21 protein-coding genes are annotated in these 22745 nt (G+C 76.2%); 11 read left to right on the forward strand and 10 right to left on the reverse strand.

Annotated elements, in window-relative coordinates; genetic code table 11:
• Positions 1 to 247 precede the first annotated feature (247 nt).
• From IEV86_RS15095 to IEV86_RS15125, 6 genes are all read left to right on the forward strand, one after another.
• Positions 248 to 787 carry a PadR family transcriptional regulator gene (locus IEV86_RS15095; RefSeq protein WP_043610427.1) on the forward strand — a complete coding sequence of 180 codons (540 nt, stop codon included), beginning with the start codon at positions 248 to 250 and terminating at the stop codon, positions 785 to 787.
• Complete coding sequence (locus tag IEV86_RS15100) at positions 784 to 1077, forward strand: hypothetical protein (RefSeq protein WP_052426589.1); 294 nt, start codon at positions 784 to 786, stop codon at positions 1075 to 1077. The genes IEV86_RS15095 and IEV86_RS15100 overlap by 4 nt, the downstream gene beginning before the upstream one ends.
• Before the next feature lie 52 nt (positions 1078 to 1129).
• Positions 1130 to 1786 carry a Maf family protein gene (locus tag IEV86_RS15105; RefSeq protein WP_043610426.1) on the forward strand — a complete coding sequence of 219 codons (657 nt, stop codon included), beginning with the start codon at positions 1130 to 1132 and terminating at the stop codon, positions 1784 to 1786.
• 153 nt (positions 1787 to 1939) lie between these two features.
• A complete protein-coding gene (locus IEV86_RS15110; RefSeq protein ID WP_188484741.1) occupies positions 1940 to 3751 on the forward strand; it encodes an acetyl/propionyl/methylcrotonyl-CoA carboxylase subunit alpha in 1812 nt (603 codons plus the stop codon).
• Positions 3748 to 4236 carry an NUDIX domain-containing protein gene (locus IEV86_RS15115; RefSeq protein ID WP_043610710.1) on the forward strand — a complete coding sequence of 163 codons (489 nt, stop codon included), beginning with the start codon at positions 3748 to 3750 and terminating at the stop codon, positions 4234 to 4236. Before IEV86_RS15110 ends, IEV86_RS15115 begins: the two co-directional genes overlap by 4 nt.
• Positions 4233 to 6428, forward strand: a complete 2196-nt coding sequence (locus IEV86_RS15125) for an endonuclease/exonuclease/phosphatase family protein (protein WP_229734684.1) — start codon at positions 4233 to 4235, stop codon at positions 6426 to 6428. The genes IEV86_RS15115 and IEV86_RS15125 overlap by 4 nt, the downstream gene beginning before the upstream one ends.
• A 40-nt stretch (positions 6429 to 6468) precedes the next feature.
• On the opposite strand, the gene IEV86_RS15130 is transcribed toward IEV86_RS15125, so the two are convergent.
• Positions 6469 to 7110 (reverse strand): MBL fold metallo-hydrolase, encoded by a 642-nt coding sequence (locus IEV86_RS15130; protein WP_229734685.1) that lies wholly within the window; start codon positions 7108 to 7110, stop codon positions 6469 to 6471.
• Positions 7111 to 7222: 112 nt separating this feature from the next.
• Complete coding sequence (locus IEV86_RS15135) at positions 7223 to 8746, reverse strand: NAD(P)H-quinone dehydrogenase (protein ID WP_229734686.1); 1524 nt, start codon at positions 8744 to 8746, stop codon at positions 7223 to 7225.
• A gap of 81 nt (positions 8747 to 8827) precedes the next feature.
• Between IEV86_RS15135 and IEV86_RS15140 the strand changes: the two genes are divergently transcribed.
• The 4 genes from IEV86_RS15140 to IEV86_RS15155 are packed head-to-tail and all read left to right on the forward strand — an operon-like array spanning position 8828 to position 12937.
• The gene (locus tag IEV86_RS15140; RefSeq protein ID WP_043608076.1) at positions 8828 to 9673 is read left to right on the forward strand and encodes a purine-nucleoside phosphorylase; all 846 of its coding nucleotides are present in this window, start codon (positions 8828 to 8830) and stop codon (positions 9671 to 9673) included.
• Positions 9673 to 11496 carry a phospho-sugar mutase gene (locus IEV86_RS15145; RefSeq protein ID WP_043608075.1) on the forward strand — a complete coding sequence of 608 codons (1824 nt, stop codon included), beginning with the start codon at positions 9673 to 9675 and terminating at the stop codon, positions 11494 to 11496. The genes IEV86_RS15140 and IEV86_RS15145 overlap by 1 nt, the downstream gene beginning before the upstream one ends.
• A 1-nt stretch (position 11497) precedes the next feature.
• The gene (locus IEV86_RS15150; protein ID WP_043608074.1) at positions 11498 to 12337 is read left to right on the forward strand and encodes an SDR family oxidoreductase; all 840 of its coding nucleotides are present in this window, start codon (positions 11498 to 11500) and stop codon (positions 12335 to 12337) included.
• A gap of 54 nt (positions 12338 to 12391) precedes the next feature.
• Positions 12392 to 12937: a DUF8738 domain-containing protein gene (locus IEV86_RS15155; protein WP_052426372.1), complete on the forward strand. Its 546-nt coding sequence runs from the start codon at positions 12392 to 12394 to the stop codon at positions 12935 to 12937.
• 142 nt (positions 12938 to 13079) lie between these two features.
• Here IEV86_RS15155 and IEV86_RS15160 read toward each other — a convergent pair whose 3' ends face one another.
• Both IEV86_RS15160 and IEV86_RS15165 read right to left on the reverse strand, forming a co-directional pair.
• Complete coding sequence (locus tag IEV86_RS15160; RefSeq protein WP_152605696.1) at positions 13080 to 16196, reverse strand: S8 family serine peptidase; 3117 nt, start codon at positions 16194 to 16196, stop codon at positions 13080 to 13082.
• A 172-nt stretch (positions 16197 to 16368) separates the two neighbouring features.
• Entirely contained in the window at positions 16369 to 16743 is a 375-nt protein-coding gene (locus tag IEV86_RS15165; protein ID WP_043608080.1) for a DUF5997 family protein, read from the reverse strand.
• A 144-nt stretch (positions 16744 to 16887) separates the two neighbouring features.
• Here IEV86_RS15165 and IEV86_RS15170 point away from each other — a divergent pair, with 144 nt between their 5' ends.
• Entirely contained in the window at positions 16888 to 17727 is an 840-nt protein-coding gene (locus tag IEV86_RS15170; protein ID WP_043608072.1) for a LysR substrate-binding domain-containing protein, read from the forward strand.
• A 98-nt stretch (positions 17728 to 17825) separates the two neighbouring features.
• Here the strand turns inward: IEV86_RS15170 and deoC are convergent, their stop codons facing one another.
• From deoC to IEV86_RS15200, 6 genes are all read right to left on the reverse strand, one after another.
• The gene (deoC, locus tag IEV86_RS15175) at positions 17826 to 18533 is read right to left on the reverse strand and encodes a deoxyribose-phosphate aldolase (RefSeq protein WP_043608071.1); all 708 of its coding nucleotides are present in this window, start codon (positions 18531 to 18533) and stop codon (positions 17826 to 17828) included.
• Positions 18530 to 19657: an adenosine deaminase gene (locus tag IEV86_RS15180; RefSeq protein ID WP_043608070.1), complete on the reverse strand. Its 1128-nt coding sequence runs from the start codon at positions 19655 to 19657 to the stop codon at positions 18530 to 18532. Before IEV86_RS15180 ends, deoC begins: the two co-directional genes overlap by 4 nt.
• Positions 19658 to 19736: 79 nt before the next feature.
• On the reverse strand, positions 19737 to 20045 hold the full coding sequence (locus IEV86_RS15185) for an Rv3202a family protein (RefSeq protein ID WP_043608067.1): 309 nt from the start codon (positions 20043 to 20045) through the stop codon (positions 19737 to 19739).
• Between the two features lie 117 nt (positions 20046 to 20162).
• Complete coding sequence (locus IEV86_RS15190) at positions 20163 to 21023, reverse strand: hypothetical protein (RefSeq protein ID WP_188484744.1); 861 nt, start codon at positions 21021 to 21023, stop codon at positions 20163 to 20165.
• Between the two features lies 1 nt (position 21024).
• Complete coding sequence (locus IEV86_RS15195) at positions 21025 to 22329, reverse strand: thymidine phosphorylase (RefSeq protein ID WP_043609616.1); 1305 nt, start codon at positions 22327 to 22329, stop codon at positions 21025 to 21027.
• Positions 22330 to 22338: 9 nt separating this feature from the next.
• Positions 22339 to 22743: a cytidine deaminase gene (locus IEV86_RS15200; RefSeq protein WP_438501610.1), complete on the reverse strand. Its 405-nt coding sequence runs from the start codon at positions 22741 to 22743 to the stop codon at positions 22339 to 22341.
• Positions 22744 to 22745: the final 2 nt, after the last annotated feature.

A 22745-nucleotide genomic window follows, 5' to 3' on the forward strand; every position in this document is an offset into this window, starting at 1 on the left:
CCTGGCACACCGTCACCGGCACCGCCACCACCACCAGCACCCCCACCACCCTCACCGCCGAAGAAGCCCCCACCCGCCTCGTCGCCGACCGCTGACCCTGATCGACCACCGACCACCGACCACCGACGACCGACCACCGACGACGGGCGCATGGGGAACCGACGGACCAGTGCCCCTGCTGCTGACGTGCCGCTTCCCCGCACGCGCCCCCTTGCGCGCGTATATCTGCCAGATACATGCTGTCGTCATGGCGAAAGAGGCGACGACCCGGTACGCCGTCCTGGGGATGCTCACGCTCGAGCCCATGACCGGGTACGGGCTGCGTGAGGCGATCGCGCGGACCATCGGGCACTTCTGGCACGAGAGCTTCGGCCAGCTGTACCCGACCCTGCGCGCGCTCGAGGCCGAGGGGCTCGTCCGCACGCACCCGCTCGGGCCACGCAGCCGCGAGCACCGGATCACCGACCGCGGTCGGGACGAGCTGCGCAGATGGCTCGGCACGCCGCCGTCGTCGTCGGCGGCGCACCGCAGCGAGCTCCTGCTCAAGGTCTTCTTCGCACGGCACGCCGAGCCGGGCGCCGTCGCGGGGCTCGTCCGCGCGCACCGCGACACCCTCGTCGCGGCGCGCGAGCGGTACGGCGGTCTCGAGCAGGAGATCGCCGCGGACCAGTCACCGGACCGCCCCCACTGGCTCGCGACCGTGCGGCACGGCATCGCGATGGTCGACGCGGGGATCGCGTGGTCCGAGGAGACCCTGCGCACGCTGACCGACGAGGACTCCCGGTGAGCGCGGACGTCGCCGACCGGCACGCGCTGCGACGGCGTCGGCTCGGCGCCGCGGGTGCCGTGGTCGCCAGCGGGGCGGCCGCGCTGTGGACCGTCGTCGTCCCCGAGCGGGCCGAGACGGCGACGGGCCTGCGGGAGGTCGCGATCCGCTACGGGCACCCGGTGTGCTGGGGACTGCTGGCCGTCGTCGGGCTCCTCGTGGCGCTCGACGCGCCCAAGCGGGTGCGTGATGCCGTCGCCTACGCGGCGGGTGCGTCGTACGCGGCGTTCCTCCTCGCACTCGTCACCTGAGACCACCGGCCCCCGACGCGATCCGCCCGGCCCCGCGGGCTACCCTGCGCCGGTGACCGCTCTCCTGCTCGCCTCCGCCTCGCCCGCACGGCTCGCCACGCTCCGCTCGGCCGGGATCGAGCCGAGCGTGCGCGTCTCGGGCGTCGACGAGGACGCCGTGCTGGCGGCCGCCGAGCAGCGGCACGGTGCGCTCGACCCGGTCGACGCGGTCCTCGTGCTCGCCCAGGCCAAGGCCGACGACGTCGCGACGGCGCTCCTCGACGAGCCGGACGGGTCGGCGGCGGCGCTGCCGGACGACCTGCTCGTGCTCGGCTGCGACTCGTTGCTCGACCTCGACGGCCAGGCGCTCGGCAAGCCGCGCGACGCCGACGACGCCGTGGAGCGGTGGCGCCGCATGCGCGGACGCTCCGGCCTGCTCCACACGGGCCACTGGCTCGTCGACCTGCGCGCCGACCGCCCCGCGGCCACCCTCGGGGCGACGTCGACGACCGTCGTGCACTTCGCGGACGTGACCGACGCCGAGATCGCGGCGTACGTCGCCACGGGTGAGCCGCTCGCCGTCGCGGGCGCGTTCACGGTCGACGGGCGGGGCGGACCGTTCGTCCGCGGGATCGAGGGCGACCACCACGGCGTCGTCGGCCTCAGCCTGCCGGTGCTGCGCGACCTGCTCCGTCAGGTCGACGTGAGCATCACCGACCTGTGGGCCTGAGCGACCCGAGCGCCCACCCCGGGGGGCCGAGGCGCCGCGCGGCCCTCATCGATCCCGACAAACGCCCTCGGGCGCGTTGTGCGATCCCCACAGTCTTGGCGCGGCTCGGGTGCGGCGGGTGAACGGTGCGGGTGGCTGACGTTACGGTGAGCCGTGCCCGACATCCACAAGGTCCTCATCGCCAACCGCGGTGAGATCGCGGTCCGCATCACCCGGGCCTGCGCGGACGCCCGCATCGGCAGCGTCGCCGTCTACGCCGACCCCGACCGTGAGGCCCTCCACGTGCGCCTCGCCGACGAGGCGTTCGCGCTCGGCGGCTCGCGCGCCGCCGAGACCTACCTCGACATCGGCAAGCTGCTCGACGTCGCGCGCCGCAGCGGGGCTGACGCCGTCCACCCCGGCTACGGGTTCCTCGCCGAGAACGCCGACTTCGCGCGCGCCGTCATCGGCGAGGGCCTCACCTGGATCGGCCCGCCGCCCGGCGCGATCGAGGCGCTCGGGGACAAGGTCAGCGCGCGGCACATCGCCCAGCGCGCGGGCGCGCCGCTCGTCGCGGGCACACCCGACCCCGTGACCGACGTCGCCGAGGTCCACGCGTTCGCCGCCGAGCACGGCCTGCCCATCGCCATCAAGGCCGCCTTCGGCGGCGGCGGGCGCGGCCTCAAGGTCGCCCGCACCGCCGACGAGATCACCGAGCAGTACGAGTCCGCGGTGCGCGAGGCCACCGCGGCGTTCGGCCGCGGCGAGTGCTTCGTCGAGCGCTACCTCGACGCTCCGCGGCACGTCGAGACCCAGTGCCTCGCGGACGAGCACGGCACCGTCGTCGTCGTCTCGACGCGCGACTGCTCGCTGCAGCGGCGGCACCAGAAGCTCGTCGAGGAGGCGCCCGCGCCGTTCCTCACCGACGCGCAGGAGCGCACGCTCCTGGAGTCGTCGGTCGCGATCCTGCGCGAGGCCGGCTACGTCGGCGCGGGGACCTGCGAGTTCCTCGTGGGCCGCGACGGCACCGTCTCCTTCCTCGAGGTCAACACGCGCCTGCAGGTCGAGCACCCCGTGACCGAGGAGGTCACGGGCGTCGACCTCGTGCGCGAGCAGCTGCGCGTCGCGGCCGGCGAGCCGCTCGGCTACACGTCCCTCCCGGTGCGCGGCCACTCGATCGAGTTCCGCATCAACGGCGAGGACCCCGCCGCGGGCTTCCTGCCCGCCCCGGGCCGCATCTCGCGCCTGCGCATGCCCGCAGGTCCGGGCGTCCGCGTCGACAGCGGCGTCGTCGAGGGCGACACCGTGTCCGGCGCGTTCGACTCGATGATCGCCAAGCTGATCGTCACGGGCGCGACCCGCGCCCAGGCCGTGGAGCGGGCCCGCCGCGCGCTCGCGGAGCTCGAGGTCGAGGGCATCCCCACGGTGGTCCCGTTCCACCGCGCCGTGCTCGACTCGACGGACTTCGTGCCCACGGACCCCACCGAGCCGTTCCGCGTCCACACGCGCTGGATCGAGACCGAGTTCGCCGACCGGCTCGCCGACCTGCGCCCCGGCACGCCCGCGGTGCCGGCGGCCGAGGAGGACGAGTCCGCGACCGAGCGCGTCGTCGTCGAGGTGGGCGGCAAGCGCATCGAGGTCGTCCTCCCCGCCGGGCTCGGCGGGCTGGGCGGCGGTGCCCGCGGCCGGGTCGCGGGCCGCGGGGCACGGCCTCGCCGGGCCGGCGGCACGCGCGCGGGGGCGCCGACGACGAACGGCGCGTCCCTGACGTCGCCCATGCAGGGCACGATCGTCAAGGTCGCGGTCGAGGACGGCGCCGCCGTCGCGCAGGGCGACCTCGTCGTCGTGCTCGAGGCGATGAAGATGGAGCAGCCGCTCGTGGCGCACCGCGGCGGCGTGGTCCGCAGCCTCTCCGCCGCCGTCGGGACGAGCGTCAGCGCAGGGACCGCGATCTGCGAGATCGTCGACGCGGACGACGCCGGATGACGACCCGGCCGACCGGGCTGCACCGTCAGCCCGGGGACGGCTGGGTCGAGTGCCCGTGCGGCTCGCGGCACTGGGGGCTGCACGGCGCGGCGGGGCTCCTGCTCGCCCGCACCGACGCGTCGGGTCGCGCGACGCACGTCGTGCTCCAGCACCGGGCGGTCTGGAGCGACCACGGTGGCACGTGGGGCGTGCCCGGCGGCGCACTGGCCCCGGGCGAGGACCCGCTGACCGGCGCCGTCCGTGAGGCGGCCGAGGAGGCCGGCATCGACCCGGGTGCGGTCGCGGCGGTCGCCGAGCACGTGCTCGACCACGGCGCGTGGCGCTACACGACCGTGGTCGCCCGCGCGACCGCCGCGCACGACCCCCGGGCGACCGACCCGGAGAGCCTCGAGGTGCGCTGGGTCGGCGTCGACGACGTCGCGGGGCTCCAGCTCCTCCCCGCGTTCGCCACCGCGTGGCCCCACCTGCGGACCCTCCTGCCGTGAGGCACCCGCTCGGGCTGCTCGTCGTCGTCCTGACGGCGGCCACGCTCGAGCTCGTGCGGGCGAGCGGGCCGCTGCTCGACCTCGCGTTCGCGCAGGGCGTCGTGACCGCGGCCGGTGCGGCCCTCGCGACATACGCCCTGCCCGGACCTGCCGCCGTCGGCCTGCTCGTCGCGACCCGCCGGACGCCACGCGGTGCACGAGCAGCGGGGGCAGCGGGGGCAGCGGGGGAAGCGGGGGCTGCCCGGACGGCGGGGGCTGTTCGGACGGCGAGGGCTGTTCGGACGGCGAGGGCTGTTCGGACGGCGAGGGCTGTTCGGACGGCGGGGGCTGCCCGGACGGCGCGGGCTGCCGCGACGGGGGCGGTCGTCGTCGCGTGCCTGCGCGTCGCGCTCCCCCCGCTCGACGGCGGCGCCCGCTTCGTCGTCGGCCTCGCCGCGGTAGCGCTGGCGATCGCCGCGACGACCCTCGCGGTCTCGGCCCTCGCCGCCCGCGCGGGTGGCGACGGGGCCGCGCGGTGCGTCGCCGTCGGGCTGGCGCTCGCGGTGGCGCTCCAGCTCGCGCTCGGCACGTGGGACGCCGTCTGGCGCACCGACGTGGTGGGTTGGACGGTCACCGTCGCGATCGCGGCCGCGCTCGTCGGCGCGGCCCTGCGGGCGCTCCGCGGCCCGGCCGCCGACCCCGGCGACGGTGGTCGCGTGATGGGTGGCGGCGGTGCCACGGGTGCCACGGGTGCCACCGGTGCCACGGGTGCCACCGGTGCCGCCGGCGTGGCCGCGCTCGGCCCCGTTCTCGCACTGTCCGCCGCGGTCCTCGCGAACCCGGGCTACGTCGCTTCCCAGACCGGGGTCCCGCCTGCACCGGCAGGCGCCGTGGTGGTGGTCGGCCTGCTCGCCGCCGCCCCGCTCACGCGACGGCTCGGTGGACGACGTGCCGCCGCGGTCGACGCCGTCGGGGTCGCGGCGGCACTCGCCCTGGTGGTGCTCTCCCCCGCCCCCGGCCTGGTCGCGGCCGTGCCCGTGGTGACGGTGCTCGCGGTCCGCTCGCTCGCCCGGGGCGTACGGCCCGCCGCCCGGCCCGGAGGGACCGCTCGCACGGCCGCCGCCGCGAGCGCGGTCGGGATGGGCACGATCGTCCCGCTCCTCGTCTACCAGCTCGACTACGACGTCCCGCTGGGGGTGCCGAACGGGCTGGTGCTCGTCGCCACGGCGGTGGTCCTGGGCATCGCCGGTGTCGTCGCCGCCCGCAGGCGCACCGACGCCGCGCGCGAGGCGAGGGCCGAGTCGGCGGAGACGCCCGGCCCGACCCCGCAGGTCCCCGCCGTGACCCAGCACGTCCTCGCCGGGCCGCGCGCGACCTCGAGCGTCCTCGCCGGACCCCGCCGGACCTCGCGCCTCCTCGCCGTGCGCCGCGCGACCCCGCAGGTCGTCCTCGCGGTCGTCGTCGTCCTCACGACCGTGGGTGTGGTGCGCGTGGCCGCCGACCGCCCCGGAGCCGCCTCGCCCTCCGGGCCGCCGACGGTCCTGTCGTGGAACCTGCACTACGGCGTCAGTCCCGCGGGGCGCGTCGAGCTCGAGCAGGTCGCGCGGACCGTCGAGCAGACCGGCGCGTGCGTCGTGCTGCTCCAGGAGGTCTCGCGCGGCTGGGTGATGGGCGGCGGTGCCGACATGGCGACGTGGCTCGCCCACCGGCTCGACATGCACGTCGCGTTCGCGCCCGCGGCCGACCGTCAGTTCGGCAACGCCGTGCTCGCGTGCGCACCGCTGGACGACGTCGTCGTGCACGAGCTGCCGTTCGGTCAGGGACCCCAGCGCAGGTCGGCGCTGTCCGCGACCGTCGAGCTCGACGACGGGCCGCGCCGTTTCACCACGGTCCACCTCCAGCACCGCGAGTCCGCGACCCCGACGAGGCTCGAACAGCTCGACGTGCTGCTCCGCGCCGACGACCTCGGCGTGCTCGCGGGCGACCTCAACGCCGAGCCGGGCTGGCCCGAGCTCGAGCGCCTCGCCGGAGCCGGGTTCGTCAGCGCGCAGGACGCCGTCGGCGACCCGTCCGCGCTCACGAGCCCGAGCGTCGACCCGCAGCACCGCATCGACTGGGTGCTCGGCCCCGCGTGGGGTCCCGGTGACCGGCTCGAGGTGCTGCCCCTGACGTGGTCGGACCACCGGCCGCTGCTGCTCACGCCCGGGCGCTGACCGCCGGGCGCACCGCGGTCGTCCGGACGCGCGTCGCCGCTCAGCCCACCGCGAGGCTCTCCCCCGGCGCGAGACGGCGGTACTCGGCACCGCCGAGCGAGCCGACGATCCGGTCCGCGAGCCCTCGGCCCGCGTCGCTCAGCACCGCGTCGTGGATCGGCACGGCGGTCCGCGGCCCGACCGCGCGCACGAGGTCGACGGCGTCCGCGACCCGCAGCCACGGCCCGCCGACCGGGACCAGCAGCACGTCGACGCCCGGGTGCGCGGTGAACGAGTCGCCCGGGTGCAGCACCGCGCCGCCGATCACGTAGGCCAGGTTCGTCGCCCGGGGCAGGTCGGGGTGCACGACCGCGTGCTCCCCACCCAGCGCCTCGACGGACGTGCCGGCCGCCCGCCACGCGTCGCCCGGCGCAGCGGCGTGGACGCGGTCCGCCGGGGCCTCCGCCGCGGTGAGGGCCTCCACGACGCTGCGCGGGCCCCACAGCTCGAGCGCGGGCCGGTCCGCGAGCGCCGCGACCACCCGGTCGACGGCGAGGTGGTCGGGGTGGTCGTGCGTGACGAGGACCGCGTCCGCCCCGGCGAGCGCATCCAGGTCGCTCCACCCTCCGGGGTCGACGACGATCGTGCCGCCGTCACCGGCGAGGCTGACGCACGCGTGGCCGTGCGAGGTGAGGGTCATCATGACCCCAGCATGCCGAGCCGCGCCGCGGCGGGCACCCCCGCGCTCGGCCGGGCGCGAGCGTGGCGGTCCGCGACGACGCGCGGGCCCGGAGCGGCGCGTCGGACCGCGGACGTCAGACCGCGCGGTTGTGCAGCGTGCGCGCGACCTCGGCGATCGACCCCGACAGCGACGGGTACACCGTGAACGACTGCGCGACGTCGTCGGCGGTCAGGCGCTGGGACACCGCGAGCGTGAGCGGGAAGACGAGCTCGCCCGCGCGCGGCGCGACCACGACGCCGCCGAGCACGATGCCGGTCGTCGCGTGCGCGAAGAGCTTGACGAAGCCGTCCTTCATCCCGAGCATCTTCGCGCGCGGGTTGCGGGCCAGGTCCAGGCGGCTCGTGACGTAGCGGACGCCGACCTCGTCGAGCGAGCGCTGCGAGGCCCCGACGGTCGCGATCTCCGGTGCGGTGAACACGTTGGACGCGACGACCTGGAGGTCCAGCGGGACGACGGCGTCGCCGAGCGCGTGCGCCATCGCGATCCGGCCCTGCATCGCCGCGACCGACGCGAGCGGCAGCACCCCGGTGCAGTCGCCGGCCGCGTAGACCCCGCGGGCGCTGGTCCGCGAGACCCGGTCGACCTCGATGTGGCCGCTGCGCGTGGTGCGCACCCCGGCCGACTCGAGACCGAGGCCCTGCGTCGACGGCACGGACCCGACGGCCATGAGGCAGTGCGACCCCGTGACGACCCGGCCGTCGGCGAGCGTGACCTCGACCCCGTCGTCGGTGCGCCGCACCGAGGCGGCCCGCGAGCGCGAGAGCACCTCCATGCCGCGCTCGCGGAAGACCTGCTCGATGACCTCGGCCGCGTCCGCGTCCTCGCCCGGCAGCACGTGGTCGCGCGACGAGACGAGCACGACCTCGGCGCCGAGCGACCGGTAGGCGCCCGCGAACTCGGCGCCCGTGACGCCGGAGCCGACCACGACGAGCCTGCGGGGCAGGTCCTCGAGCCCGTACAGCTGCGTCCAGGACAGGATGCGCTCACCGTCGGGCATCGCCTCGGGGAGCTCGCGCGGCGTGGCACCCGTCGCGAGGAGCACCACGTCGGCCTCGAGCGTGCGCGACGCCCCGCCCGCCTCGTCGACGACGACGCGCTGCGGCCCGTCGAGCCGGCCGCTGCCGACGACGACCTCGACGCCCTCGTCCCGCAGCCGCGTCGCGATGTCCTGCGACTGCGCCGCGGCGAGCTCGACGACGCGGCGGTTGACGGCGCCCAGGTCGACGACGTGCCCGCGCGCGGGGCCGTCGGGCGGAGGCACGGCGGTGCTCCGGATGCCGAGCTCGGGCGCCCGGTCCGCGATGGTCATCCACTCCGCGGTCGCGATGAGGGTCTTCGAGGGGACGACGTCCGTGAGGACGGCCGCACCCCCGAGGCCGGTCCGCTCGACGAGCGTCACGCGCGCGCCCGCGCGCCGCGCGACGAGCGCCGCCTCGTACCCGCCGGGCCCGCCGCCGACGACGACGACGTGCGCCGTGGGCGCCGTGGGCGCAGCGGGCGCGTCGGACGCGCCCGTGCCGCCGGGGGCCGCGCCCGGCGTGCTGGTCGAGGTGCTGCTCGGGCCGGGCTCGGCGATGCCGGGGGTCGTCGCGGTCACCCCCGCATTGTGCCGTGCGTCGCAGACGCGGGCAGCACGACCTGCGAGCGCCGCACGGGTGCTGCCCGATAGCCTCCCGGCATGACCAGCCAGACCGGTGACGCCGGCGTCCCCACCCTCGACGACCCCGCGACCGACCCCTTCGACGTGGCCCGCCAGGCCGCCGCAGCGCTGCGCGAGAGGACGGGTGTCGAGCGCCACGACGTCGCGCTCGTCCTCGGCTCGGGCTGGGGTGCCGCCGCCGACCTCCTCGGCGAGGAGGTCGCGTCCGTCCCGAGCCACGAGCTGCCCGGCTTCAGCGCGCCGGCCGTCGCCGGCCACGTCGCCACGACGCGCTCGATCCGCCTCCCCGACGGCCGCCACGCGCTCGTCCTCGGGTCGCGCACGCACCTGTACGAGGGTCGCGGGGTGCGGCGCGTCGTCCACGGCGTCCGCACGGCCGCCGCGGCCGGGGCGACGACGGTCGTCCTGACCAACGGCTGCGGGGGTCTGGACCGGTCCTGGCGGCCGGGCACGCCCGTCCTCATCCGCGACCACCTCAACCTCACCGCGACGTCCCCGCTCGAGGGCGCGACGTTCGTCGACCTCACCGACCTGTACTCGCAGCGCCTGCGCGACGTCGCCCACGCGGTCGACCCGAGCCTCCCGGAGGGCGTGTACGCGCAGTTCCGCGGGCCGCACTACGAGACGCCCGCCGAGGTGACGATGGCCGGCCGCCTTGGTGCCGACCTCGTCGGCATGTCGACCACGCTCGAGGCGATCGCGGCACGCCACGCCGGTCTCGAGGTGCTCGGCATCTCGCTCGTCACGAACCTCGCAGCGGGGATCAGCGACGAGGCGCTCTCGCACGAGGAGGTCCTCGAGGCCGGGCGCGAGGCCGGCCCGCGCATCAGCCGCCTGCTCGCCGACATCGTGGGGAGGATCTGATGACCACGTCCGCGAAGCCCGCCCCCCTGCCCGACGACCTCGTGCAGGCCGTCCGGGCGTGGGTCGACGACGACCCCGACCCGACCACGTCGGCGCACCTCGCCCGGCTCCTCGAGATCGCGCAGGACGAGGACGGCACGGACGACGAGCTGCGTGACGCGGCCCGCGTCGAGCTCGCCGACCGGTTCCGCGGCACGCTCGAGTTCGGCACCGCGGGCCTGCGCGGCGCGCTCGGCGGCGGGCCGAACCGCATGAACCGGGCCGTCGTGATCCGCGCGGCGGCGGGGCTCGTCCGCTACCTCGTCGAGCGGCTCGGTGAGCTGCACGACGAGGGCGCCTCCACCGTCGAGGGCCCGCGCGTGGTCATCGGGTACGACGCGCGGCACAACTCCGACGTCTTCGCGCGCGACACCGCGGCCGTCGTCACGGCTGCGGGCGGCCACGCGCTGCTCCTCCCCGAGCCGCTGCCGACGCCCGTCCTGGCGTTCGCGGTCCGTCACCTCGGCGCCGACGCCGGCGTCATGGTGACCGCGAGCCACAACCCGCCGCAGGACAACGGCTACAAGGTGTACCTCGGCGGACGCGTCGTCACCGACTCGGGGCAGGGCGCGCAGATCGTGCCGCCGTACGACGCAGGGATCGCCGCGCACATCGCCGCCGTCCCGTCCGTGCGCTCGGTGCGCCGCAGCGAGGGCGGGTGGACGGTGCTCGGCGAGGAGGTGCTCGAGGCGTACCTCACGAGCCTCGCTGCGCTGCGCCGCGACGTCCCGACCGACCTGCGCGTCGTCCTGACGCCGCTGCACGGCGTCGGCGGACCCACCGCCGAGCGCGTCCTGCGCGGCGCGGGTTTCGAGGACCTGCACGTCGTCCCCGAGCAGGCGCTGCCCGACCCCGAGTTCCCGACCGTCGCGTTCCCGAACCCCGAGGAGCCGGGCGCGATCGACCTCGCCCTCGCGCTCGCCGAGGTGGTGGGTGCCGACCTGGTCGTCGCGAACGACCCCGACGCCGACCGGTGCGCGCTGGCCGTGCGCGACGCGCGGCACGCGCACGCGTCCTCGACGTCCGGGCCGCCCACCGCCGCGGCGAGCGGCTGGCGCATGCTGCACGGCGACGAGGTCGGCGCGCTCCTCGGGCAGGACGTCGCGCGGCGCAGCACCGCGACCGGCGGCGTGCTCGCGAGCTCGATCGTCTCCTCACGCCTCCTCGCCCGGATCGCGGCCGACCACGGCATGTCGCACCGCTCGACGCTCACGGGGTTCAAGTGGATCTCGCGCGTCGAGGGCCTCGTCTTCGGCTACGAGGAGGCCCTCGGCTACTGCGTCGACCCCGCCCACGTGCGCGACAAGGACGGCCTGAGCGCCGCGCTGCTCCTCGTCCAGCTCGCCGCCGAGCTCCACGCGCAGGGCAGGACGCTCGTCGACGAGCTCGACGACCTCGCCCGGCGCCACGGGCTGCACCTCACCGACCAGCTCTCCGCGCGGTTCGCCGACCTCGACCAGATCCCCGCGACCATGGCGCGCGTGCGCACCGACCCGCCGCGCGAGCTCGCCGGGTCGCGCGTGGTGGAGGTCACCGACCTGTCGACCGGTGCCGACGGGCTCCCGCCGACCGACGGCCTGCGGCTGGTGGCCGAGGACGGCACGCGTGTGATCGTCCGGCCGAGCGGTACCGAGCCCAAGGTCAAGTGCTACCTCGAGGTGATCGTCCCCGTCCCCGTTCCCGCGGACGCCGACGCCGACCCCGTCGGCGAGGCGCGGCGCACGGCGCGCGAGCGCCTCGACGCCGTCCGCGCCGACGTCGCCGCAGCGCTCGGGCTCGCCTGACGTGGCACGCGGTACCGCCCTGGCCGGCGCCCGCGTCCTCGTCACGGGCGGCGGCAGCGGCCTCGGACGCCGCACGGCCCTCCTCGCGGCGGAGCGCGGGGCGCACGTCGTCGTGTGGGACGTGTCGGCCGCGCGCGGCGACGCCGTCCGCGACGAGGTGCTGGCGACGGGCGGTTCGGTGGAGGTGCACCGCGTCGACGTCACCGACGCCGACGCGGTGCGCACGGCCGCGGACCGGGTCGGCGACGTGGACGTCGTCGTCAACAACGCCGGGGTGGTGAGCGGACGGCGGCTCCTCGACACGACCGACGACGCGGTCGAGCGGACCATGGCCGTCAACGTCCTCGCGCTGTACTGGGTCACGCGGGCGTTCCTTCCCGGCATGGTCCGGCGGCGCCGCGGCACGGTCGTCACGGTCTCGAGCGCCGCGGGCCTCGTCGGCGTCGCGCGGCAGACCGACTACGCGGCGAGCAAGTGGGCCGCGGCGGGCTTCGCCGAGTCGCTCCGTGCCGAGATGCGCGCCGAGCGCACCGGGGTCCGGACCCTCGTCGTGCACCCGTACTACATCGACACGGGCATGTTCGACGGCGTGCGCACCCGGTTCCCGCGGCTGCTGCCCATCCTCGCCGAGGCCGACGTCGCGACGGCGGTGCTCGACGCGGTCGAGTCCGGCCGAGAGAGGCTCGTGCTGCCGCCCCTCGTGCGCGTGCTCCCGGTCGCCCGCGCGCTGCCCGTCCCGGTGTTCGACCGGCTCATGGACGTGCTGGGCGTCAACCGCACGATGGACCACTTCACGGGGCGGCGCGACGACGTCGTCGGCGGGCCCACGACGTCCGTCTGAGAGCCGGGTGCTGCCTGCCTGGCCCGCGGCGGGACCGCGGGCGAGGATGGGGAGATGACCCTGGACGTCCGTCGGCGTGGCGCGCGCCGCTCCGGCGTGCGGCACCCGGCCGCCGCCGCGGCCGCGCTGCTCGTCGCGGTCGCGCTCGTCGGGTGCGGGCCGCAGGCACCCTCCTCGCCCTCGGGACCCGCGACCGACGCCACGACGGGCCCCGGACCCACCACCAGCAGGGAGCCGCTCGTGACGACCGAGCCCTCGCAGGAGCCCACCCGTCCAGCCGAGCCGCCCACCGGCACGGCACCGCCCACCACCACGCCGCCCACCGCGGGCACCCCCGCGGCGGTCGCGGTCGCGGACCTCGCGGCGCGCCTCGACGTCGCCCCCGAGCAGGTGACGGTCGTCCGGGCCGACGCGGTCACCTGGCGCGACGGCTCGATGGGCTGCCCACGACCGGGGATGTCGTACACGCAGGCCCTCGTCGAGGGCACGCTCGTGGTGCTCGAGGTCGACGGGCGCCGCTACGAGTACCACTCGGGAGGACGGCGGGCACCGTTCCTCTGCGAGAGCCCCGAGGCCCCCGTCGGCGGCGACGTCAGCTGACCCGGTCCGGGCACCGCGCCCCGGACCGGGCACGGTGGTCCCGCGCGGCGCCGTGCCCCCGGCCGGCACCCTGCCCGACGCACCGCGGGGACGCCCGTCCGGACGTCCCCGCGGTGCGCCGACGCGTCGGCGTGACGCGCGCTCAGCTGCGCGGCGCCTCCGGTGCCTCGCCGTCGGCACCCGTGGTCACCTCGACGAGCGTGAGACCGAGCCGCTCGCCCTCGCGCAGGTGCGAGACGGCGCCGAGGTACTCGGCGTCGGCGTCGAGGCCGCTCCATCCGACGACGACCTCACCGGTCGCGCCGATGGCCGCGGCGTCGGGCGCCTGCTCGACCGTGAGGGTCGTCGCCTCGAGCGGGACGACCCAGCTCGTCAGGTCGTACGGCGCGGAGCCGCCGGGGACCTGCCAGCCGTGCACGAACAGCGTGTACGTGCCGTCGGCCGGGACCTCGAGCGTGATCTCCTCGTCCGTGCCGCCGTTCGTGCTCGCGGCGACGATCTCGCCGTCGGGCCCGGCCAGGAAGAGGTCGAGGTCGAGCTCCTCCGACGGGTCGACCACACGCCACCGCGCGACCGCGGTCGCCGTGAGGTCGAACGCGTGCGCGACGAGACCCGCACCGTCGTCGGCGGTGAACGCCGTCTGGTCCGGGTCCTGCGCGACGGTCCCCGGGTCGACCTGCGCGGGCGCGAGCCCGTGCGGGGCGGCCGCGTACGGGCCGTCGTAGCCGAACACGAGCGGGATCGTCGCCGTGCCCTCGGTCCCGGTGCCGCTGACCGACCCCGGCGTGTCGAGGGCGACGCCCCGGACGGCGATCGGGCTGCGGACCTCGTAGCCGCCGTTGCGGTCACGTCCGTAGCCGTGGCCGCGACCGTTGCCGTGCTGAGGACCCTTGCCCCAGCGGTTGCCGTGCCGCGACTCCCACGTGAGCGAACCGAAGGACCACTCACCGAGCTCGGCACCCGCCGTCGTCGTGACGGTGATGGCGACCGTCGCCGACTCACCCGGACCCAGGCGCAGCGTCGACGGCTCGACCGTGACGGTGTAGCCCTCGGGCGCGTCGACCTTCGCCCGGTAGGCGACCCGCTCGTGCGCGACGCTCGTCACGGTGCGCGTGAGGGTCTGCGTGCCCGCGAGCTCGGCGATGCCGATCGACGCGAGGTTGAGGTCGCTCGGATCGGTCGGGACGCCGGCCTCCTCGAGTGCGGCGCACGTCGCCGCCGGGTCGCCGAACACCGAGTCGTCGGCGCCGCAGAGGAACCCGAGGTAGTCCTCGAAGCCCGCGTCGTAGACGAGGCCCGGCTGGAACGTCGAGCCCTTCGTGATCCGCCCGCCCGGGTCGATGTGACCCGCACCCATGTCGAACGGGTCGGCCGGGGTCGTCCCGTCCTCCTTGGTGACGTCCTGCCGCGCCGTCGTCATGATCGCCGACTTGGCCGCGGCCGGGCTCCACTCGGGGTGCGCCTGCTTGAGCAGCGCGTACACGCCCGCGACGTGCGGCGACGACATCGACGTCCCGCTGATGGACTGGAACAGCTGCCCGGGCGCCCCGAGCGCCGGGGTGGGCGTGTGGCCGGCGAGGATGTTGACGCCCGGTGCCGTCACGTCGGGGACGATGACGTCCGGGGCCACGGCGTTCGGGCCGCGCGAGGAGAAGTCCGCCATGACGGACCCCTGCGCGCGCACCTTGCGCCCGCCCTCGATGCTCGCGGTCGGCTCCTCGGTCGCGGCGACGTACGCCTTGATCGCGAGGCCGTCGCTGAGCGTGACGTGCACCGACGGGACCCAGTGGTTGTCCGTCACGAGGCTCGCCTCGTCGGAGACGTCGTAGAGCACCATGCCGGCGCCGCCGGCCTCGTGCACCGCCTGGCTCTTCTCCACCCGGGCGGTCTCACCACGCTTGCACAGCACGATCGCGTCCGTGACGTCACCGGTGAAGCCGCCCACGAGGCACAGCTCGTTGCCGACGTCGGCGGCGTCGACGAGCCGCTTGGACGACACGCCGGCGGTCACCGAGGCGCCCGTGAAGCGCGACCCGTCACCGAGGACGACGGCGCCCTCGAACGCACGGTCCTGCGTCGAGGCGCCGACGCTCGTGACCCACGGGTACACCGCGGGGCTGCCCACGGTCCCCGCGCCGGGGCCGTCGTTGCCGGCCGACGTCGCGACGAACACGCCGGCGTCGTTGGCGAACAGGAACGCGAGGTCGTCGATCGAGATCGCACCCGCCCCGCCGCCGATCGAGTAGTTGATGACGTCGACGCCGTCGGCGACGGCCTGGTCGATGGCGTCGGCGAGGTCCGCCGTGAAGCAGCCCTCGTTGCCGCACGCCTTGTACGCGACGAGCTGCGCGCGCGGCGCGACGCCCGTGACGCGGCCGAACGAGCTGCCGAAGATCTGGGCGTCCACGCGGGCGTTGCCGACCGCGGTCGACGCGGTGTGCGTCCCGTGGCCGTCCTCGTCGCGCGCCGAGTCGTAGAGCTCGGGGCCGACCAGGGCGTTGTACTGCGTGCGCATGTCGCGCGCGCCGATGAGCTTGTTGTTGCACTCGAACGCCGCGTCGTCGGGGTTGCCGGGCGTCGTGCCGAACTCGCACGGGATGTCGTCGGCGACACCCGTCGGCTCGGGGTAGCTGCCGTCGTCCGCGAACGACGCGTGCTCGGGCCAGATGCCCGTGTCGATGACGCCGACGACGACGCCCTCACCCGTGTACCCGCGCGACCACGGACCACCGCGCGCGTCGAGGTCGAGGAACTCGCCCGAGTTGTCGGTCTGCGGCTGGCGCAGCTCCTCGGGGCGCACCGAGAGCACGCCCTCCTGCTTCGCGAGGCGCTTGGCCTCGTCCTCGCTGAGCTCGGCCGCGAAGCCGTTCACCGCGAAGGCGTACTCGACCGTCACGGCGTCCTCGTCGACCCCGGCCGCGTCGAGCACCTCCTTGCGCTCCTCGGCGAGGTGGTCCACGTACTCCTGGACCTCGGGTGCGGCGCTGTCGACCGCCTCACCCTCGGTCGGTGCCGTCGCGGCGAGACCCGCGACGTCGCCCTCGTACGCGACGACCGGCTCGGACTCCAGGACGACGACGTAGCGTCCCTGGACGAGCTGCGCCTCGCGCTCGGGCGTGACCGGTGCGACGTCGATGTCGGTGGGCGTCGTCGTCACCGCTGGTCCGGCGGCCACGCCGGTCTGCGCCGCCGCGGGCACCGTTGCCCCGACGATCGCCACGGAGGCCGCGAGCGCGACCACCACTCCCCTACGTGCCATGTGTATCCCCCAGGCGAATAGCCCTGTGACGGCCGCCACAGGTGGGGGCATTCGACCACCGATGTCCGGTTCGCGGAAGAGGCAGCGTGTCCCGGCACCGGTGACGGCGGGGTCGGTGTCCGTCAGCCGGTCGGCGCGTCCCGCCCTGCGGACGGTGGCGAAGGGCGCGTCGTCAGGCCTGCGGGCCCTCGGCGGGCTTCCGTCGCGCGTCGCGCTCGCGGATCCGCTCCTCCTCGCGCTGGACCTGGGCGAACGTCTCGCGCTCGCGCACGAGCCACTCGGGCGGGTCGTCGCGCAGGGCGTGGATCTGCTCGGTCGTGAGCGCGTCGGTCACGCCCGCGCGGGCGAGCCCGCTCGTGGAGACCCGCAGGCGCGACGCGACGACCTGCCGCGGGTGGGGGCCGTCGCGACGCAGGTCGACGAGCCACTGCGGAGGGTCGTTGCGCAGCCGCTCGAGCTCGTCGCGCGTCACCGTGCCCCGCTGGAACTCCTCGGGCGTCGCGGGCAGGTACACGCCCAGCTTCGCGGCCGCCGTCGCGGCCTTCATCGTCTGGGAGTCGCGCCTGCGCGGGGCGGGGGTGTCCGTCACCGCGCCAGGATACGGTCGTCGCCGGCGGCCCGTGCGCGCGGGACGCGGGACGTGCGCGTCGGCCCCTCGCCGCGCGCCATCGCGGAGCCTGGAGGAGACACCGTGCCCGAGGACAGCACCGCCCCGTTCCGGCTCCTCGTCGTCCCGGGGACCACGCCGGCCCGGTGGGTCGCGACCTGGGTGGCGCGGCGTCCGGGCACCCGGCTCGAGCTCGTCCACGCCACCGTGCGGGAGCAGCTCGCCGTCCTCGAGGAGGGCCGCGCCGACCTCGGCCTCGTCCGGCTCGACGCGCGCCCCGACGGGTGGAGCGCCATCCCGCTCTACACCGAGACGACCGTCGTCGTCGTGCCCAAGGACCACGTCCTCACGGCGCTCGACGAGGTCGAGCCGCACGACCTCGCGGACGAGACGCTCCTCGTGCCGGACGACGACGTCATCGGCTGGACGTCCCCGCCCGGGGAGGCGAGCCTGCTCCCGCCTCCGCCGACGACGGAGGCCGCGCTCGAGCTCGTCGCGGCCGGCGTCGGTCTCGTCGTCGTGCCGCAGTCGCTCGCGCGCCTGCACCACCGACGCGACCTGACGTACCGCACGCTCGTCGGCGCGCCGGCGTCCACGGTCCACCTCGCGTGGCGCCAGGACCGCACGACGCCCGACGTCGAGACGTTCGTCGGCATCGTGCGCGGCCGGACGGAGAACAGCTCACGCGGCGCCTCGGCCCCGTCGGGCGCATCCGCCGACGACGCCTCGCAGAGCACCGGCCGGTCGGGCGGGCGGAGCGGGTCGGGCGGCGTGGACGCCGGGCGGACCGGGGGCACCGGTGGTCGCGGGCGGGCCGGTGGGCGGACCGCCACGGGCGGTGGCCGAGGCACGGGCGGAGGCAGGGGCGCCGGGGGCGGCGCGGGACGCGGCTCCAAGGGCAGGCCCCGGGGTCCACGACGCTGACGTCGGGACCCGCGGCACGCGGGCGCGGCCAGAGGTCGACGACGCTGACGTCGGTAGCCGCGGCCCCCGGGCGAGGCCCGGGAGCCGCGACGCCGGCGTCAGTAGCCGGAGGTCGCCCCCGCGGCCTCGCCGCCGTCGAGGGTGTCGAGCACCGCCGCGGTCCCGGAGAGCCCGAGCCGGGTCGCACCGGCCGCGATCATCTCGCGCGCGGCCTGGCCCGTGCGGATGCCGCCCGACGCCTTGACGCCGAGGCGACCGCCGACCGTCTCGGCCATGAGGCGCACCGCGTGCGCCGACGCGCCGCCCGCCGGGTGGAAGCCCGTCGACGTCTTGACGAAGTCCGCGCCCGCCTCCTCGGACGCCCGGCAGCAGCCGACGATCTCGTCGTCGGTCAGCGCCGCCGACTCGATGATGACCTTGAGGACCGTCGGCGCGGGCACCGCCGCGCGCACCGCGGCCACGTCCGCGCGGACCGCGTCGAAGTCGCCGGCCTTCGCCGCGCCCAGGTCGATCACCATGTCGACCTCGTGCGCGCCGTCGGCGACCGCGCGCGCGGCCTCGGCGGCCTTGACGTCGCTGTGGTGCTTGCCCGACGGGAACCCGCACACCGTCGCCACGAGGACGTCGCCCGCGTCCACGGGGAGCATCGAGGGCGACACGCAGATCGAGTAGACGCCGAGGGCCTGGGCCTCGGCGACGAGCGCCTCGACGTCAGCGCGCGTGGCCTCGGGCTTGAGGAGCGTGTGGTCGACCATGCGGGCGACGCCCTCGCGGGTCAGCGGGGCGGGGGTGCTGTCGGTGGTCATGCGCGGTGCCGTCCGTTCGAGCGCTCGGTGAATCCGGGGATGATGACGTCCTCGACGAGCTCTGCGCGCTCGTCGTGGTGGATGAAGCCGTTCCAGGCCGCCGTGAGGGTCACGTCGCGCAGGTCGTCGCGGGTCCAGCCCGCGTGCTCGACGAGCGCCGCGAGCTCCTGCGTGAGCGACGTGCCCGACATCAGGCGGTTGTCCGTGTTGACCGTGACCGCGAAGCCGAGGCGGAGCAGCGGTGTCACGGGGTGCTGCGCGATCGACGGCGTCGCACCCGTGTGGACGTTCGACGTCGGGCACACCTCGAGCGGGACCTGCTGGTCGCGGACCCAGTGCGCGATGTCCCCGAAGCGCGCCTTCTCGACGCCCCACGGGTCGTCCTCGGTGGGCTCCCCGAGGACGACGTCGTCGATGACGTGCACGCCGTGGCCGATCCGGATGGCCCCGGCGATGTGCAGGGCCTCCGCGACCGAGCCGGCGCCGGCCGCCTCGCCCGCGTGCACGGTGACGGGGAAGCTCGCGTAGCGCAGCGTGCGGAACGCGGCGGCGTGGCGCGACGGCGGGTGGCCCGCCTCGGCGCCCGCGAGGTCGAAGCCGAGCACGCCGCGCAGGCGGTTCTCGAGCGCGAGCCGCGCCACGTCGGCCGCGTTGCCGCCCGTGCGCATCGCGGTCAGCACCTGTGCGACGCGGATCCGCCGGCCTGCCCCGGCGGCCGCGGCGACGCCCTCCTCGACTCCCTCGGTCACCGCGTCGACGACCTGCTGCGGCTCGAGCCCACCGGAGACGTGGAGCTCGGGCGCGTAGCGCTGCTCGGCGTACACGACGCCGTCGGCGGCGAGGTCCTCGACGGCCTCGCGCGCGATGCGGCGCAGCGCGTCGGCCGACTGCATCACCGCGAGCGTCCGGTCGAACGTCGCGAGGTAGGCCTCGAGCGAGCCCGCGGCCGCGCTGGTCACGAACCACGAGGCGAGGCCCTCGGCGTCGTCCGCGGGGAGGACGAGACCCTGCGCGTCGGACAGCTCGAGGAGGGTGCTCGGACGCACTCCCCCGTCGAGGTGGTCGTGCAGGAGGACCTTCGGCAGCTCGGCGATCGTCCCTGCGTCCAGCGGCTGCCCGGTCATGCCGCCAACGCTACTGCCCGCCGACGGCTGACCCGCCCGTCCGAGGGCCCGGACGGGCGGGTCGAGGAGGAGACGGACGTCACGGCGCCCGGTAGTCGTCGGTCCCGTCGTCGGGCACCTCGATGGCCTGCTCGAGGACGTCGCCCTCCGCCGCGTCGTCCCGGGCGGCCGACGGCGGCAGCCGGTCACCGGTGTCGCCGTCCGCGTCCTGCGCCTGCTCGAGCGCGTCGCCCTCCGAGGCCTCCTCGAGGAGGTCGGGCTTCGGCGCGCGCGGGAGGTCGTCGGGGTCGACGGGGGTCGTCGTGCGCTCCGAGCCCGGGACCGCCGAGCTGTCGGGGGGCACCAGACCGGCGTCCGCCCACGTGCTGTCTCCGGGTGTCGTGCTCATCGGCTCACCTCTCGCTGGTCGGGCGTGCCTCCCCATCCTCACCCGCACCGTGTGGGCCCGCGACCCTGGGACGCGCGGCGGTGACGCCCGGACGGGCGACGACCTCGCGACGGTGCGTCAGGACGGCTCGCGCGGCGCGCCGTCGTGCGCGACGGGCAGGACCGCCCAGACGACGTGCTCCCAGCCGCCCAGCCCCGGGTGGGGACCCGCGCGCCCCGCCAGCGCCTCGGGCTCCGTCGGGACGACGCGGCCGCGCGACGGCTCCCAGACGTCCAGCCCGCCGTCCGGTCGGTCCGCGACCGCGAGGACGACGTGGCGCGGGACCGCCGTCGACCAGCCGCGCGCGGTGTCCCCGCCCGTGTAGAGAGGGACCGGCACACCGGCCGCGAGCCATGCACGGACGGTCCCGAGCACCCGGTCGAGGTGCGACCGGTCGGTGTCGTCGACCGGCAGGTGCGCGTAGCGGACCCCCGGGAAGCGCGCGACACGAGCGGCGCCCCACGGCGGCGTGCCGAGGGACTCGGGCCACGGCAGCCCGAGCGCGGCACGCGCATTCGTGCGCCGCTTGAGGATCCGCTGCAGCACGGCCGCGCGGTCCTCGACGCGGGCGCCCGCGAGGCGGCGCAACGCGCTCTCGGGCGCGTCCCGCAGCTCGGGCGGACGGACGTCCGGCACGTGACCCGTCGCGAGCCACGTCACGAGTCCGTCGTCCCCGCACGCCGCCAGCATCGTCAGGACGGCCGAGCCGCACGTCGTGCCGTCGGCCTGGCGCAGGCCCCGTGCGAGGCGGCGCACCGTGGCGCGGACCTCGCGCGGCGTCGGGCCGACGGCGTCCGGCGTGGGGCCGCCGACGGGGCCGCTCAGCCCCGCCGCGCCGCTCGACCCGACGGGGGCGACCGCCGCCGCACGTGCGAGCGCCCCGCCCCACACCCCCGCGCGGTGCAGGAGCGTGCTGAGCCGGGCGCCGCGCGCGGACACGTCAGCCCGCGGCGACCCGGTCGATGACGAGCGGCTGCTCGGGAGGGCGCGAGCCCTCGGGCGCGATCGTCACGGCGTCGGCGAGCGCGTCGAGCGCCCGCGCGAACCGGTCGGGGGTGTCGGTGTGCAGCGTCATGATCGGCTCACCCGCGCGCACGACGGCGCCCGGCTTGGCGTGCAGCTCGACGCCCGCACCGGCCTGCACGACGTCCTCCTTGCGGGCCCGGCCCGCGCCGAGCCGCCACGCGGCGACGCCGACCGCGAGCGCGTCGAGGCCCACGAGCACGCCGTCCGCGGGGGCCAGCACCTGCTCCGTCTCGCGCGCGACGGGCAACGCCGCGTCGGGGTCGCCGCCCTGGGCCGCGATCATGCGCCGCCACGCGTCCATCGCGCGACCGTCGGCGAGAGCGTCCGCCGGGTCGACGTCGTCCTTGCCCGCTCCCGCGAGCATCTCGCGCGCGAGGGCGAGCGTGAGCTCGACGACGTCCTGCGGCCCGCCGCCGGCGAGCACCTCGACGGACTCCCGCACCTCGAGCGCGTTGCCCGCCGTCAGGCCCAGGGGCGTCGACATGTCGGTGAGGAGCGCGACGGTGCGCACGCCCGCGTCCGTCCCGAGGTCGACCATCGTCCGGGCGAGCTCGCGGGCCGCGTCGACGTCCTTCATGAACGCGCCGCTGCCCACCTTGACGTCGAGGACGAGAGCGCCCGTGCCCTCCGCGATCTTCTTGCTCATGATCGACGACGCGATGAGCGGGATCGCCTCGACCGTGCCCGTCACGTCGCGCAGCGCGTAGAGCTTGCGGTCGGCCGGCGCGAGCCCGCTGCCCGCCTGGCAGATGACGGCGCCGACGTCCTCGAGCTGGCGCAGCATCTCCTCGTTGGACAACGCCGCGCGCCACCCGGGGATGGCCTCGAGCTTGTCGAGCGTGCCGCCCGTGTGGCCCAGCCCGCGCCCCGACAGCTGCGGTACCGCGACGCCGCACGCGGCGACCAGCGGCGCGAGCGGCAGCGTGATCTTGTCCCCCACACCCCCGGTCGAGTGCTTGTCCGCGGTCGGCCGCGAGAGGGACGAGAAGTCCATCCGCTCACCCGAGGCGATCATCGCCGCCGTCCACCGCGCGATCTCGGCACGCTCCATGCCGTTGAGCAGGATCGCCATCGCGAGCGCCGACATCTGCTCGTCCGCGACGACGCCGCGCGTGTAGGCGTCGAGCACCCAGTCGATCTGCTCGTCGGGCAGGCGACCGCCGTCGCGCTTGGTCCGGATGACGTCGACGGCGTCGAAGGGCTCGGTCCGGTCGGTCACTGGTGCTCCTCAGGCTCGCTCGACGAGGTCGTCCGGGCCGAAGGCGTCGGGCAGGACCTCGTCCATGGTTCGGATGCCGCGCACGGTCTCGACGAGCAGCGTCGCCCCGCCGTGCTCCCACAGGAGCTGGCGGCAGCGGCCGCACGGCATGAGGACGTTCCCGTGCCCGTCGACGCACGTGAAGGCGACGAGGCGGCCACCGCCCGACGTGTGGAGCGCACCCACGAGGGTGCACTCGGCGCACAGCCCCACGCCGTACGACGCGTTCTCGACGTTGCAGCCGACCACGACGCGGCCGTCGTCGACGAGGGCCGCGCAGCCCACGGGGAACTGCGAGTACGGCGCGTACGCGGTCGCCATGGCCTCGCGGGCCCGGGCCCGCAGCGCGTCCCAGTCGACGTCGTGCTGGTCCACCG

The organism is Cellulomonas carbonis (assembly GCF_014636275.1).
Lineage (GTDB): Bacteria > Actinomycetota > Actinomycetes > Actinomycetales > Cellulomonadaceae > Actinotalea > Actinotalea carbonis.

What these genes read in the sequence shown, in the direction of transcription:
- IEV86_RS15115 (WP_043610710.1), top strand. Translation starts at nt 3,748, where the DNA reads ATGACGACCCGGCCGACCGGGCTGCACCGTCAGCCCGGGGACGGCTGG.
- IEV86_RS15140 (WP_043608076.1), top strand. Translation starts at nt 8,828, where the DNA reads ATGACCAGCCAGACCGGTGACGCCGGCGTCCCCACCCTCGACGACCCC.
- IEV86_RS15145 (WP_043608075.1), top strand. Translation starts at nt 9,673, where the DNA reads ATGACCACGTCCGCGAAGCCCGCCCCCCTGCCCGACGACCTCGTGCAG.
- IEV86_RS15155 (WP_052426372.1), top strand. Translation starts at nt 12,392, where the DNA reads ATGACCCTGGACGTCCGTCGGCGTGGCGCGCGCCGCTCCGGCGTGCGG.
- IEV86_RS15095 (WP_043610427.1), top strand. Translation starts at nt 248, where the DNA reads ATGGCGAAAGAGGCGACGACCCGGTACGCCGTCCTGGGGATGCTCACG.
- IEV86_RS15180 (WP_043608070.1), bottom strand. Translation starts at nt 19,657, where the DNA reads ATGACCGGGCAGCCGCTGGACGCAGGGACGATCGCCGAGCTGCCGAAG.
- IEV86_RS15160 (WP_152605696.1), bottom strand. Translation starts at nt 16,196, where the DNA reads ATGGCACGTAGGGGAGTGGTGGTCGCGCTCGCGGCCTCCGTGGCGATC.
- IEV86_RS15185 (WP_043608067.1), bottom strand. Translation starts at nt 20,045, where the DNA reads ATGAGCACGACACCCGGAGACAGCACGTGGGCGGACGCCGGTCTGGTG.
- IEV86_RS15130 (WP_229734685.1), bottom strand. Translation starts at nt 7,110, where the DNA reads ATGATGACCCTCACCTCGCACGGCCACGCGTGCGTCAGCCTCGCCGGT.
- deoC (WP_043608071.1), bottom strand. Translation starts at nt 18,533, where the DNA reads ATGACCACCGACAGCACCCCCGCCCCGCTGACCCGCGAGGGCGTCGCC.
- IEV86_RS15165 (WP_043608080.1), bottom strand. Translation starts at nt 16,743, where the DNA reads ATGAAGGCCGCGACGGCGGCCGCGAAGCTGGGCGTGTACCTGCCCGCG.